Consider the following 14012-nt stretch of genomic DNA (forward strand, 5'->3'; position numbering starts at 1 on the left):
CAGCTCAGGCGTTGTCGGCGGCGAGCTCGCGGATGGTCCGACGCAGCAGCTTGCCGGTCGGATTGCGCGGCAACCGGGCCGCGAAGACGATGTCCTCGGGCACCTTGTACCAGGTCAGTGAGGAACGGCAGGCGTCGAGGAGTTCCGCGCGCAGTGCCGTGGCCGCCGCGTCGTCCACCGTTTCACGCAGGACGGCGTAGGCACGCAGCACCGAGACGCCGGTGTCGCGCCGCACCGCGCAGACCGCGGCCTCCTCGACCGCCGGGTGCGCCATGAGCCGGTCCTCGATCTCGGCGGGGTGGACGTTGATGCCGGCGACGATCTCCACGTCGTCAAGCCGTCCGTGGACCCGGACGAACCCGTCGGCGTCCATCGTGGCGGCGTCATTGGTGGTGAACCAGGTGTCCGTTCCGAGCCGGACGGGGGCGTCGCCACCGCGCGGGACCGGGAGCCCGATGGTCGGCCCCGACACCTCCACCCGGCCCTCGACGCCCGCCGGGACCGGCCGGCCGGCCTCGTCGACGATCCGCAGCCGGTACGGAGGAAGGACTCGGCCCAGGGTGAACTCACGCACCCCGCCGGGTCCGTTGGCCAGGACGGCGTGCCCGATCTCGGTCGTGCCGTACACGTTCATCAGCCGCGCCCCGAGCACATCGCGCAGCTCCCGCTCCAGGGACTCGGGCAGGACCTCTCCGGCCACCACCGCCACCCGCAGACCGCCGAGCACCCGCCGGGCGTCGGGGTGGCCCAGCATGTGCGCGAAGAAGGTGGGCTGGGTGTAGAACACGCTCACGCCGTGCTTCTCCAGGACGCCCAGCGCGTCACCCGGGGCGAGCCGCCGGGGCGTGAGCACGGCGGCGCCGCCGGTCAGCAGGGGAAAGAACAGCGAGTTGCCGAGCCCGTAGGCGAAGTTCATGCGCGGCACCGAATAGCTCACGTCCGAGGCGTTCACTCCGACGGCACCGCCGGCTGCCCGCGCCAGGACCTCCGGGTCGCCATGGGTGTGGAAGCACAGCTTGGGACCGCCGGTCGTTCCGGAGGTGAACGCCGCGAACGCCGGGGTGTCGTCGCGGACCGAGGCGTACGGCGGCGCCACGGTCTGACTGTGCAAGGCGTCAGGGGTGAGCACCGGCGCCGTGAACCGGTCCGCGAAGTCGGCCTGCGCCACGACGGCCGCAGGCTCGGCGACGAGTGCCGCGCGCCGCATCTCCTCGGGGTGGAACATCGAGTTGACCGGCACCGCCACGGCCCCGATGCGCAGCGCGCCGAGGAACGCCCAGACGAACTCGATGCCGTCCGGCAGGGCGATCAGGATACGGTCGCCGCGCCCCAGCCCGCGGGAGGCGTATGCGGCCGCCGCCCGGGCCGCGCCCGCGTACACGTCCTCGAAGCGATACAGGCAGTCGTCGACGTGGAACGCGGGCCGCTCCAGCCAGCCCCGGGACAGGGCGGTGTCCGCCAGCCGCTGCACGAAGTTGGTCATCGGCAAATCCCTTCGATCTCCACCAGCAGGTCGGGGCGGCATACGTCGACGTTGAAGAAGGCGACGTCCCGGCCGGCCCCCAGGGCCTGTGCGCAATGAGCGCGGACGGCGGGCAGGTCCTCGGCGTCGCGGACGTAGACCTTCACGCAGTCGAGGTCCGTCAGGCGGAAGCCGCCCGCCAGGCCGTGCCGGTCAAGGTTCTCGGGTGACACCAGAGTCTCGATGTTGGCGAGGGTGACGGCGCACTGCCGTTCGATGTCACCGCGATGCACGGTGTCGTCGCCGATGATGCTGGCCGTACCCGACACGTAGAGCACCGGCCGGGAGCCGTCGGCAGGTTCCACGACCGTGGCGCGGGCGAAGCTGGGCGACTTCGGCCCGTACCGGTCCGGATACCGGTGCGCCGGGGTCTGACGCGGGTTCTCCAGGTGCCGGGCCCGGCCGTCGCGGCAGGCCAGGAAGTACATGTCGATGCCAGGGCGCAGGGAGCCGATACCCGTGGCCGCCGGCATGCCCGCGATCCGCCCGGACCAGGACTCGAACGCCTGGGCACGGCCCACGCAGAAGTCCCGGTAGTTCTCCATGCCCTCGCCGTTTTGGCCGGTGATGTCTCCCACGAGGTTCCACATCCGCAGCAGCTCCGTATAGCCCAGCCGCCACATGAGCGTGAACGCCGCCTCATACACCGCGCGCACCGTGTCGCGGTACACACCCTGCTCCTCGATGCGTACCGCGCACAGGAAGTGCTCGCCGTCCTCGGCGTACACCAGGTCATCCTCCCGGCCGCGGCGCACCGGCCGGTCGGTGGTCCACACCTCTGTGATCCGTTCGCCGCCCGCGGTGGCCATGGCGACCCGGGCGAGGGGTGCGCCCTGATGCAGTTGCGGCTGCCTGCCGCCATGGCCGTAGGTCACTCTGCCGAGCACGTGCCGGCCGGCGGTGCGGGCCCGTTCGTCCTCGCCGGGCCTGAGGAAGAGGCAGTCCAGTGCGGCCGTCCGGGTCGTCCCCGGGTGTGTGACAGTCACGATGTCCTTCCCGCCGCGTCTCGCGCGGCATGGGCGGGTGGTCGAAGGTCCGGCGCCGGGCCGTCGGCCGGCTGCCAGGGCACGTCCCGGGCGGCGAAACCGTCCGCATCCACCCACAGCGCCCGCAGGCCGCGCAGCGCGACGGAGTGCCGGTAGGACGTGCTCCCGCGGGCGAACCGGGCCCCGGTGACGCGCTGCGCGAAGCGCACCAGCACGGTCCGCGCGATCAACCGGGCCAGTGACGCCCCGGGGCAGCGGCGCGGGTGCGCGCCGAACGCCAGGTGCGGCGAGTCGCCCGCCGAACCGGGGATGCCGGGGGACGCGAAGAGCGCCGGGTCGCGAGGGGCCGCCGCGAGCAGCAGAAGCATCACGGTGCCGCGCGGGACACGCGTCCCGCACAGGTCGAGGTCGGTGCCGGCCCGGCGCTGGACGACCTGTACCGGCGGGTCGGTACGCAGGGTCTCCTCCACCAGGCGGTGCGCGTGTGCGGGGTCGCGGCGCAGCGCGCCGATCTCGTGCGGGGCCCGCAGCAACCCCAGCACGCCGAAGGAGACGAGGGAAGCACTGGTCTCGTACCCGGAGACGAGAGCGAGCCGGCAGACCGACGCGGCCTCGGCATCGGTGAAGCGCTCTCCGTGCGCGCCGGCCCCGGCCAGCCGGGACAGCAGATCGTCCCCGTCCGCCCGGCCCCGCCGGCCGCGCACCAGCTCGGCGAGGTACGTCTCCAGCTCGGCCTCGGCCCAGCGCTGCTCGGCCAGACGCCCGGGGTTCCGCGTGCCGCTGGATGGCGGCAGCTCGAAGGCGGCACCGAGGGCGGTGAGCCGCCGGTGCAACCACTGGGCGTCAACGGAACCGAGGCCGAGCACATGGGAAAGGACCGCCAGGGGCACCGGGTGCGCCAGGTCGCTGACCACCTCGAGGCGGCCGCGGGCCGCCACCGAGTCCAAGCGGTCGTCGACGAGTGAGCGTACGAGGGGCACGAGGGACGCCACCGCACTCTCGCCGAGGACCCCGTCCAGCACACGGTCCAGCCGGGACACCGGGACCGGGCAGGAACCGAGACGGGCCGGCGTGCGGTCCCCCGCCCGCAGGGCGGCGGCGCAGTGCGCGTAAGAGGACAGAACGACCACGTCGTCGCCGAGCCACACCGCTCCCGCCTCCCGAATGCGGTTCAGCACCGGATACGGGTCGACGTGGACGTCACCGCTCAGGAACCGCATCACGAGGGAGCGGGCCTCCCCATCACGGCCCGCGTCGTTCTCGAAGGACAGGTGCATCGCCGAACGACCGCTTCTCATCGCACAGCCTTTCTGCGTCCGCTTGCGTCGGCAGGATGTGCGGCCCTTCCGGCCCGTGTCCACGGCGAGTTGGGCAAGCGCGCGCGGGCCCCGGCGCCCCGCGCCGACTCCGCCATGTCCGCTTGCCGCTTGCCGTGCGCCGCCCCTGGGATGTCCCGCAGGACTCGCTGCGTGGAGGGGACAGGCACTCATGACGGAACTCGTCGACCGGCAGCCCGGGGCACGGTTGGACAGGCACGAGCAGGCCGGTGCCGGCCATCCTCCCGGCCCGCCGCCCCACCCGCGACGCCGGGCGGCGCTGCTCCTGCTGCTGGTCGGGCCCTTCCTGTCCTTGTTCGACCAGTTCTGCGTCAACCTCGCTGCGCCCTCCATCAACCAGTCGTTCCGGATGACGCCGTTCGAGTTCCAGGCCGTGGTGGGCGGCTACGGGCTGGTCTACGGACTGGGGCTGATCACCGGCGGCCGGCTCGGCGACCTGTTCGGCCGGCGGCGCATGTACCGGGCCGGCGTCGCGATGTTCGCGTTGACCACACTGGCGTGCGCGCTCGCCTTCTCACCCGGCACGCTCATCGCGGCCCGGCTCGCCCAAGGCGCGGCCGCCGCGCTCCTCCAGCCGCAGGTGCTGGCCCTGATCCGGACCCAGTTCCCGCCCGACGAGCAGCCCAGGGCGCTGTCCTGGTTCGCGGTGTCGATGAGCCTCGGCATGGTGCTCGGCCAGATCCTCGGCGGCGCCCTTCCCGCCTGGGACGTCTTCGGTCTCGGCTGGCGTCCGGTCTTCCTCGTGGCCGTGCCGCTGTGCGTGGCGGTGTTCCTGCTGCTGCCCGCCACGTTGGACGCAGACCGGCCGGCTCGGGCCGGCAAGGGCGCCGACATCACCGGCGCGCTGCTCAGCGCGGTGTCGGTGGCATTGGTGCTGCTGCCGCTCGCCGCCGTCCGGCAGTGGCCGTTCCTGCCCACGGGCCTGGCGCTGTGCGCGTCGGGATGCGTCCTGGCGGCCGTGTTCGTGCGCAACCAGCGCGCCAGGGTGCGGCAAGGGCAGCCGGCGTTGCTGCCCGTGGACCTGTTCTCCGTTCCCGTCTTCGTGCACGGGGTCCTGCTCAACTTCCTGCTCTACATGGCGAGCGTGCCCTTCGCCGTCGTGCTCGCCCTGTACCTCCAGGACGAGGCCGGGCTCAGTTCCGCCGAGGCGGGGCTGACGTTCACCCCGGCGGCCGTTGCCATCGCCGTCGGATCTCGTTTCGCCGTTGCGCTGCGGGGACGATTCGGGGAGCGCGTCATCGTCCTCGCCGCCGCTCTGATCGCGTTCGGTCTCGCTGCGGCGCCGGCCGCTGCCGGCCTCACGTCCGAAGGCGCCTTCATGGCCGTACTGCTCACCGGCATGGCCGTGTACGGGCTCGGCAACGGCATGATCGTCCCCCTGCTGACCGGTGCCGTGATGAGCAGGGTGCCGCCGAAGGACGCGGGAGCCGGGGCCGGTGTCCTGGCGACCACCCAACAGCTCGCCGCGGCGCTCGGCATCGCGGTCGTCGGCGTCGTGCTGTACCCGTCGTCGGCCGCACTCCCGTTGCGGTACACCCCGGCGATGGTCACCGAGGTCACGATCGCGGTCCTCGCCGTGGTCCTCGCCGCCCGGCTGGTCGCCGTCCTGCGACGCCACGGCGTGGGCTGAGCCCGGTGTCAGCCGATGTCGAGACCGGCCCTGAACCACTTCTCCGCGGCCCGGATCCGGGCCTCCGTCTCGGCCCGGTCCGCGCCCGTGATGACGAACGCGGCGAGGAAGTCCCCGGAGTGTGTGGCGTCCTGGACGGTCTGTCCCACCTCGGCGTACGTCGTGTACTTCACGACACCCGGCGGCAGGGCCGCCGGGTCCGGCAGCGAGCGCAGCACTCCGGGCCGCTTGGTGAACAGCAGCTGCCCGGCCAGACGTCCGGGATCCCGGCGCTCACCGGCCGCCACGGGCAGGCCCAGCTGGCGGCGGACCGGATACTCCATCGGGTCGAAGTCGAACAGCACCCGCTGCACGTCCCGCACTCCCGCGCCGCCGGCCCGGGAGGCCGCCTCGCACAGCACCAGTTCGCCGTCGGTGGTGTGGAACACCTCGATGTGGAAGGCGAAGTGCTCCGGGCCGCCGAAGGCCTCCAGTACCCGCTCGCCGAACGCGACCAGCCGGCCCGCCAGCGGGTCGGCGACGTCCAGGGCGATGTCGACACGGCCCTTGCGGTCCCGGAAGTCGGCCAGCGCGTACTGGTACTGCGAGGGCCACAGCGTGGCGATCCGGCCGTCCAGGACCGTGCCGTCGATGTGGCACATGGATCCCTCGACGAATGCCTCGGCCAACCACTGCGGGGTGCCGTCCGCGTCGAACAGCTCCACCTCCCGCAGCCGGTCCCGCAGCTCGTCCCGGGTGCGCAGCACGGACACGCCGATGGACAGCACGCCCTTGCGGGGCTTGAGCACGACGGGGAAGCCGTGCCGGTCCGCGAAGGCGTCGAGGTCCTCGGCGGAGCGCAGCAGCAGATGGCCGGCCACGGGTATCCCCGCGCGGATCGCGGCCTGCTTCATCTCCCACTTGTCGCGGTACACCCGCGCGGAGGCGGGCCGCTGACCGGGCAGGCCGTAGCGCTCGCGCAGGATGGCCGCCCGCTCGATGTCGTACTCCTGGCAGGCGACGACGTCGGTGACGCCGAACTCCTCGACGAGTTCGGCGGCCCGCGCGAGGACGTGCTCCCCGGTGTCGTAGTCCGCCAGCGCCTCGGCGTGCAGATAGGGCGCCCCGGTCGGCAGTTCCTCGCCGAACAGAGCCAGCTGCTCGGCCGAGCCCAGCAGGACGAGCTTCTCCCCGTGGTCGGCCAGCCACCGCTCGTAAGGGTTGGCGCGCAGGGAACCGCGGTGCAGGACGAGGGTGGTCATGAGGAGGTCCTTTCGTTCCAGATGCTGACGTAGCGCTCCCCGGTGTCGGGCAGGATGGTGACGATCGTCCGGTCGGCGTAGGCGGGGTCCTGGGCCAGCACCGTCGCCGCGTGCACGGCGGCACCGGAGGAGAGTCCGGCGAAGACGGCCTGCTGACGGGTCAGTGCGCGTGCGGTGGTGAGAGCCGCCTCGTCGGAGCAGGTGAGTACCCGGTCGATGAGCGAGACGTCCGTGGTGGGGGAGACGAAGCCGCCGTTCAGGCCGGGGATGCGGTGGGTGCCGGCGTGGCCGCGGGACAGGACGGGTGAGCCCTCCGGCTCCACCGCGACGACCTCCAGTGCGGGGTTGCGTTCCCGCAGGTAGCGGCCGGCACCGGTGAGGGTGCCGCCGGTACCGACGCCCGCGACCAGGACGTCCACCCGGCCGCCGGTGTCCGCCCAGATCTCCGGGCCGGTGCTCTCGTAGTGGGCGCGGACGTTGTCGGGGTTCTCGTGCTGGCGGACGTACCACGATCCGGGGGTCGCGGCCTGTATCTCCTCGGCCTTGGCGATGGCGCCTGCGAAACCTTCGGCGCTGGGCGTCTGCACGACCTGCGCGCCGAGCGCCGTCAGCAGCCCCGTCCGCTCGGGTGTGGCGCTGTCGGGCAGCACCACGATGCAGCGGTAGCCGCGCCGGGTGCTCAGCGCGGCCAGGGCGATGCCGGTGTTGCCGGAGGTGGACTCCACCACGGTGCCGCCCGGCTCCAGGTCACCGCGTATCTCGGCGCCGTTGAGCATGGCGAGGGCGGCGCGGTCCTTGCTGCTGGCGAAGGGATTGGCGGACTCCAGCTTGGCGAGGACCTCGGCGCCGGGGGCGGCGGCGGGGACGGTGAGGCGAACCAGGGGCGTGTGTCCGATGAGATCTTCGAGGTCGGCGGCGACGCGCCGGGCGGCGGGCGCCGCGGGTGGGGCGGTGGTCATGTCCGGCTCCTGTCGGGAGGGGGGAGGGGGCGCGGGGTCACCAGGAACCCGCTGAGGCGAGAAGGCGCACCGCGTCGGGCACCTCGCGAGGTCCGGGGCCGCTCCGGGCGCCGTCGGGTGCGGAGGGCGCGCCGGCAGGCTGGGGTCCGGCCTCCTCGGGGGCGGCGGCCGCGGTGCCCGGTACCGGTCGCAGCGCGGGGCCGGGGCGGACGACGCAGCGCGGGGCGTACACCCGCGCCCCGGGCGGCAGATCCTCGGTGACGGTGGCCATCGCGCCGATGAGGGCCTGGTCGCCGATGGTCACGGGGCCCAGCACGGTTGCGTTCGCGCCGAGCACCACCCCCTTGCCGACGACCGGGTGCCGGCGGGCGCCCGCCGGGCGGTGGTTGTCCGTCCACCATCCCACCGCGCCCAGCGTCACCTGCTGGTAGATGGTCACGTCGTCGCCGACGACGGCGGTCTGCCCGATCACCACGGACGCGCCGTGGTCGATGAAGACACGGCGGCCGAGCACCGCGCCGGGATGGATCTCGACACCGGTGCGGCGGCGGGCTATCCGCGCGAGCAGGTTCGCGGCCGTCCGCAGCCGCCGCCGGTAGAGCCGGTGCGCCACCCGGTGCGTCCACACGGCGGACAGGCCCGTGTGGCCGACGGCCTGCAGGCGGCTGGTCAGGGACGGGTCGCGGGCGACGACGACGGCGAGATCCTCGCCCAGGGTGCGCAGCAACGACAGTTCCTCGGGCATGTGGTCGGCTCCTTCCGGCGGGCCCGCCGCTCAGGCGGCCCGGGCCGGCACGGGGGCCGCCGCGGGCTCGACGTGGATACGGATCTCCTCGCGCACCAGGCGCTCGCACAGCTCCGCCGCGGCGTCGGTGTCGGCGGCGGTGGCGACGACGCTGCCGAGCCGGTCCCAGTTGTCGCGCAGCGGCCGAACGGTGTCGCCCGGGCCCACGGTGACCTGCGCGGTCAGTACGTCCGGCCGGGCGCGGACCCGCTCCACACCGCTCACCTCGGTGACGGTGCCCGGCTCGCGCACCACGGCCCGCATGACCGCTGCGGCCCTGGGCTGCGGCGGCGCGGCGAGCGGCTCGGTGAGCCCGAGCGGCCAGGCGGCGCCGTAGGCGATCATGTCGATGCCGTAGGCCGCCTCGACGAGTTCGACGATGTGGTCGCCGCCGAGCCGGTTGTGGGACTCGATGACCACCGGCCCGCGCGAGGACAGCCGGATCTCGGTGTGGCTGGGGCCGTCGGTGACGCCCATGGCGGTCAGGAACTCCTCCACCGCGCCGGTCAGACGCTGCCGGTCGGCGCCGGAGAGCCGGGCGGGCACGGCGTGCCCCAGCTCCGCGAAGTGCTCCTCGGCGGTCAGCTTCTCGGTCACGGCGACGACGACGTGCCGGCCGGCGAAACTCAGAGCCTCGACGCTGAACTCGGGTCCGTCGATGTAGGACTCCATCAGGAAGCCGTCGACGGTGAACATGGTCGAACCGCGGTCCGTGCGGCCGCCGTCCAGCTCCCGCACGCGTGCCCAGACCCGGTCCAGGTCCTGCGGGCTCTCCGCCCGCAGCAGGCCGAACCCGGCAGTGGTGGACACCGGTTTGACGATGAAGGGGTAGCCGGCCCGCTGGCCGAACGCGTTGAGCGAGGCCCGGTCGGACACCCGGGCGGCGTGCGGCACCGGCAGACCACGCTCGGCGAGGTGGCGGCGCATCAGCCACTTGTCGCGCATACGGCGGCTCACCTCGTACCGGCGGCCGTCGGTCAGCCCGAACAGGTCACCGAGCCGGCTCGCCGGGTTCAGTCCGGGCTCGGTGAGCGAGACGACGGCGTCGACGCCGTGCACGGCATGTGCTGCCTGGGCGTAGGGCCGCACGGTCTCCCAGTCGGTGTAGTCGACGACGAGCAGCACGTCGACGGCGCGCATCTGGTGCTCGGTGACCTTGTCGGGGTGCTGGATCAGGACGACCTTGACGCCGAGCGCCGTGAAACGGTCCACATGGGCGTCGACGCCGCCGATCAGCAGCACGGTCTTGCGGTCGGTCATCGAAGGGCTCCCTTCGGGGCGGCCAGGGCGGCTTCGCGGATGTCGGCGCGCAGCAGTTCACGGACCCGCGCGATGCGGCGCTGGGCCTCGGAGGGCGACTCGGCGTCGACGACGACGTAACCGTGGCGGGTGAACGAGTTGGTGGTGGGCGGCAGGTCGTCGCCCGGCTGGAAGGGGAAGTGGAGCGCCTGGACGAAGGGCAGGGCGCGGATGGCGTCGAGCCCCGTGACGGACTCCAACCGCCCGGCGGGCAGGAAGAAGAAGCCGACGGAGGCTGTGTGCCGCGGTGACGGCGGCTCTATGGGCGCCCCGGCCAGGGTGCGGAAGATCGCGGCCTCGATGTCGTAGTCGGACGCGGTCTCGATGAGCAGCGGGATGCGGTCGCCGCCCAGCCGGGTCTGCGACTCCACGATGCGCGGGCCGTGCGCGGTCAGCACGACTTCGGTGTGCGCGGGCCCGAAGCGGTAGCCGGCCAGGTCGAGCAGTCCGATCACCACCGCGTGCAGGGCGGCGCGTTCACCGGGGCCGAGCGGGGCGGGGTGGACGTGCGCGGTCTCGATGAAGAAGGGCGCGCCCGTGGTGTGCTTGGCGGTGATGCCGATGACGTGGTGCTCGCCTTCGGCGGAGAGGGTCTCCACGCTGTATTCGGGGCCCTCGAGGTACTCCTCGACGAGGTAGGGGCCGGCGAGAGCGGCTTCGGTGACGCGGGCGGTCCACTCGTGAAGGTCGTCGGCGTCGCGGATCAGCGCGATGCCGCGACTGCCGGAGGCGCGGGCCGGTTTGACCACGACGGGCAGCGGCAGTGCGGCCACGACGGCGGCGACCTCCTCGACGGTCCCGGCCGTCTGTGCGCGTACCGGCGACAGGCCGTGGGCGGCGAGCAGTGCTCGCATCGCCGCCTTGTCGTTGAGGGCGCCGATCGCGGCGGCCGGGTTGGGAGAGACACCGAGCGCCTCGGCCTCGGCGAGCGCCGGTGGCATGGACTCCTCCGCACCCAGGTGCAGCACGGCGCCGATGTCGTGGGCGCGGACCGTTTCGGCGATCAGTGCGCGCAGGGCGGTCTCGTCACCGAAGTCGGTCAGCAGCAACTCCTGGGCGCACGCGGCGACTTCGTCGAGGTATTCCTGCTCGCGCAGGGAGGGGTCCCAGATCGCCCAGACTTCGAAGCCCGCCTCGGCGGCCTTGCGGACGAACTGGCTGTACGGCATCACCATCAGCAGGCGCCGGGATGCGGCGGTGCGGTTCATCAGGGGCTCCGTTCGGATACGGCGGGCCGGTGGACCGGGCGGGTGGGGGTGCCCGAAGCCGGAAGCGGGGGCGACTTGACGAAGAAGCGCCAAACGTCCGGCGAGCGTTCGGGGGGTGGCGGCGGATCGGTATCGTTGCCGTCAGACGTCGGGACGGACTCGGTCGGGAGTGCTGTCCCTGTTCGGCACCGACATGCGCGGCACGCACGGGGTGACGGCCCCGTACGGCGGCCGGAGTCAGTCGCCGGCGCGGTGAAAACGAGTGACGGTACGCACCGTCCGGACGGTGAGGTCGCGCCCGAGGGCCTCGGGATCGTGCAGGTCGACCGTGTCCACCAGGACCCGGGCGCGGGCCGCACCCAGGGCCCGCAGCTCGGCGAGCCCGGCGGTGAGCAGGGCGTGGCCGATGCCCAGTCCGCGAAAGGCGGGTGCGACCGCGAGTTCCGCGATGCGGCCCTCCTTGCCGCAGGCCGTGTGCGTCAGGACGTAGCCGGTCGGACGGCCGGTGACCTCCACCAGCAGTACGGCGCCACCCGTCTCGAGCCGCTGCCGCGTGCGGGTGTCGAAGAGATCCGCCTCCTCGGTCTTGGGGTCGGCACCCCGGCTGGACAGATGGATGGTGTGCAGTGCCGTGAGATCGTCCGGGCCTGCCTGCCGGATGCTTCCCCCGTCGGGGAGCACGGGCGGCGACGGCGGCAGCGTCAGGTCGATCGTGTACTGCTCGGCGGTGGCACCGGGGCTGAACCCGGCCTCCCCGAGCACTGACGCGACCACGTCGTCGCCGCTGGGCACACCGCCGACGGTGAGCGTGTAGCGCATGCCGTGCCGGGCGGCGAGTTCGTCGGCCCGGTCCAGGACCCGGGCCAGCAGGGTACGGGCCACGCTCTCGGCGTGCCGTCCGGGCCGCACGGTCAGTGCGGTTTCGAGGGTGTCACCGAGCGGGGTCAGCGTTGCCCAGCCGTGCACCGTGCCGTCGGGACCTGCCAGGCACCAGCTGTTGTCCTCGTAACCGGGACGGCAGGTCTCCAGCAGGATGTCGTCCCGGGTGCAGGCGGCCGCTCCCGTGGTGTGTTCCTCGTAGGCGCGCACCAGGTCGACCAGGCTGTCGAGCGGTACCGTGCTCGGCCGTACGACGGCGAAGCGTCCCTGCTCGGTCATGGATGGTGTCCCCCTTCCTGGGGGAGTCGGGTCCGGCGGTCGGGCCGGAGCATTCGGGTCGCCGGCGCCTGGTCGGCGGCGCCGGCGGAGGCCGGGAGCGGACGCGGTGGTCCGGGGCAAGAGGCACGGGGCGCGACGCCGTCTCCCGGCCGGGCGACGGTTGTCACCTCCTCGTGACCATCGAACTTCCGGGCCGGCCATGGGAGAGCACAATTGGTGAGACTTCAAGGGCTGTGGAGAGGAAAGGGCTGAAACAGAATGCAAGGGCAGTCACCATGTTTCTCCTTCCTCTTCACACAATTTTTTCGAGGCTTATGCGTAAACGGCTTAATTGTGTTCCGTGGGCCGTCCGTCGACCTCCTTGTGAATGCTAGTGGCAGCCCAGCAGGGGTCGTTCTCCGAGAATGCTCACTGGGTTCGCCGCACCGGAAAGAGAGCATGAACCGAGATGCGCGACGGCACCTGGCCGGGAGACGCTTCCTGACCGAGCCCGAAGGTCCACGGGCGGGTGCAAGGGGGTACGCGCATGCACAGCAGCGTCGCCGAGGCGGAGCGCACCGGGCCGCCCGCGACCGTCGCGGACACGGTCGCTGCCAGGTTCGCCGGCACACTCCTGCACCACCGGGACGAATTGCACGCCGTCCTCACCCGCGTGGCCACCGCCCAGGCCGCGACCGACGAGCTCTTCCGGTCGCTGCGCGCCCTGTCCGGCGCGCCGTGGGAAGTACTGCGCAATGCGCCGCGCCGCCTCGCACGGCTCGCGACCTTCCTGCCGTCGAACAACCTCCTCTACTCCTACGTCCTGTTCGGCGTCATCCCCTCGCTGTACACCGACGAGGTCCGCCTGCGGCCCTCGGCACGGGTGGCTCCCACGGCCATGGCCCTCCACGAGATCATCGACCCGCATCTGCGCGGCGCCGGCGCCGGACGGATCCTCATGGAGCCGGTCTCGCAACGGCGGTTCCTCGCCGACTGCGCCCGCTGCGACGCCGTCGTCTTCACCGGGCAGCCGGACAACGGACGCACGGTCGCCGCCGAACTACCGGCCGACGTGCTGCTGCTCACCTTCGGCTCCGGACCAAACCCGCTGGTCGTCGGCCCCGAGGCAGACCCCGACACGGTCTGCCGGACTGTGCTCGACGCCCGCCTGTACAACTCGGGCCAGGACTGCCTGTGCACGGACATCGTCTTCGTGCACCGCTCAGTCGTCCGCCAGGTCCTGCCCCGGCTCACCGAGGCCCTCGCCGCGACCCGCGTGGGCGAGCGCGCCGACCCCGCCACCCGGGTGGCACCGCTGATCTATCCGGACGCGGTGAGAGCGGCGGCGGATTTCCTGCGCACGCACCGCGAGTTCACTGTCCACGGCGGCCTGGTGGACCTCGCCGGCTCTGTCGTCGAGCCGACCCTGCTGCACCTGCCGTGGCAGGACGCCTTCCACCCGCCCGAGTTCTTCTCCCCCGTCGTGCTCACCATGGCCTACGACGACCCCCGGCAGATCGCCCGGTGGCTGCACTCCGCCGAGGAGCGGGCGCGCGGCATGTACGTCAGCGTCTTCGGCGAACCCGCCCTCGCCGGCACCACACGCATCGCGACCAGCGTGGTCTGCGAGGAGCGCATCACCTTCGACGTGGAGGACGGCAACCGCCCCTTCGGGGGTTACGGTCCCCTCGCCGGCAGCGTGCACCGTCGCGGCACGGTCAATGGGCGGCCCCTGCTGCTGTCCGCCGAGGCAGCCGGAACCCGGTCGTGACGGCGGCCTCGGCCCCACCGGGCCGGCAACCCGCCACGTCGACGGTCGTGGCCGCCGCAGTACGGGCGTCGCCGGCGGCCACCGCCGCCCACCCGCACTCCGCCCCCGGACCCGGCCCCCGACCCCGCCGCCGCAGCG

Annotated in this window: 11 protein-coding genes; 2 read left to right on the forward strand and 9 right to left on the reverse strand. The window is 72.8% G+C overall.

The window, feature by feature from the left end:
* Positions 1 to 4: 4 nt before the first annotated feature.
* Genes AC0B9F_RS32830 through AC0B9F_RS32840 form a run of 3 tightly spaced genes read right to left on the reverse strand, consistent with a single transcriptional unit; the run spans position 5 to position 3806 of the window.
* Positions 5 to 1483 (reverse strand): class I adenylate-forming enzyme family protein, encoded by a 1479-nt coding sequence (locus AC0B9F_RS32830; protein WP_472008700.1) that lies wholly within the window; start codon positions 1481 to 1483, stop codon positions 5 to 7.
* Positions 1480 to 2508, reverse strand: coding sequence for an FkbO/Hyg5 family chorismatase (locus tag AC0B9F_RS32835; RefSeq protein ID WP_472008701.1), 1029 nt, complete (start codon positions 2506 to 2508; stop codon positions 1480 to 1482). The genes AC0B9F_RS32830 and AC0B9F_RS32835 overlap by 4 nt, the downstream gene beginning before the upstream one ends.
* Positions 2505 to 3806, reverse strand: a complete 1302-nt coding sequence (locus AC0B9F_RS32840) for a cytochrome P450 (protein WP_472008703.1) — start codon at positions 3804 to 3806, stop codon at positions 2505 to 2507. The genes AC0B9F_RS32835 and AC0B9F_RS32840 overlap by 4 nt, the downstream gene beginning before the upstream one ends.
* Before the next feature lie 190 nt (positions 3807 to 3996).
* Here AC0B9F_RS32840 and AC0B9F_RS32845 point away from each other — a divergent pair, with 190 nt between their 5' ends.
* Positions 3997 to 5475, forward strand: a complete 1479-nt coding sequence (locus AC0B9F_RS32845) for an MFS transporter (RefSeq protein ID WP_472008704.1) — start codon at positions 3997 to 3999, stop codon at positions 5473 to 5475.
* Between the two features lie 8 nt (positions 5476 to 5483).
* On the opposite strand, the gene AC0B9F_RS32850 is transcribed toward AC0B9F_RS32845, so the two are convergent.
* From AC0B9F_RS32850 to AC0B9F_RS32875, 6 genes are all read right to left on the reverse strand, one after another.
* The gene (locus tag AC0B9F_RS32850) at positions 5484 to 6716 is read right to left on the reverse strand and encodes an ATP-grasp domain-containing protein (RefSeq protein ID WP_472008705.1); all 1233 of its coding nucleotides are present in this window, start codon (positions 6714 to 6716) and stop codon (positions 5484 to 5486) included.
* Entirely contained in the window at positions 6713 to 7675 is a 963-nt protein-coding gene (locus AC0B9F_RS32855; RefSeq protein ID WP_472008707.1) for a PLP-dependent cysteine synthase family protein, read from the reverse strand. Before AC0B9F_RS32855 ends, AC0B9F_RS32850 begins: the two co-directional genes overlap by 4 nt.
* 37 nt (positions 7676 to 7712) lie before the next feature.
* Positions 7713 to 8420, reverse strand: a complete 708-nt coding sequence (epsC, locus tag AC0B9F_RS32860; protein WP_472008709.1) for a serine O-acetyltransferase EpsC — start codon at positions 8418 to 8420, stop codon at positions 7713 to 7715.
* Between the two features lie 30 nt (positions 8421 to 8450).
* Positions 8451 to 9719 (reverse strand): ATP-grasp domain-containing protein, encoded by a 1269-nt coding sequence (locus AC0B9F_RS32865; RefSeq protein WP_472008711.1) that lies wholly within the window; start codon positions 9717 to 9719, stop codon positions 8451 to 8453.
* Positions 9716 to 10966 (reverse strand): ATP-grasp domain-containing protein, encoded by a 1251-nt coding sequence (locus AC0B9F_RS32870; protein ID WP_472008713.1) that lies wholly within the window; start codon positions 10964 to 10966, stop codon positions 9716 to 9718. The genes AC0B9F_RS32865 and AC0B9F_RS32870 overlap by 4 nt, the downstream gene beginning before the upstream one ends.
* A 237-nt stretch (positions 10967 to 11203) precedes the next feature.
* On the reverse strand, positions 11204 to 12124 hold the full coding sequence (locus AC0B9F_RS32875) for a GNAT family N-acetyltransferase (protein ID WP_472008715.1): 921 nt from the start codon (positions 12122 to 12124) through the stop codon (positions 11204 to 11206).
* A 526-nt stretch (positions 12125 to 12650) separates the two neighbouring features.
* Between AC0B9F_RS32875 and AC0B9F_RS32880 the strand changes: the two genes are divergently transcribed.
* The gene (locus AC0B9F_RS32880) at positions 12651 to 13874 is read left to right on the forward strand and encodes an aldehyde dehydrogenase family protein (RefSeq protein ID WP_472008716.1); all 1224 of its coding nucleotides are present in this window, start codon (positions 12651 to 12653) and stop codon (positions 13872 to 13874) included.
* The last annotated feature ends 138 nt before the right edge of the window (positions 13875 to 14012 follow it).

The organism is Streptomyces sp. NPDC097129 (genome assembly GCF_055668065.1).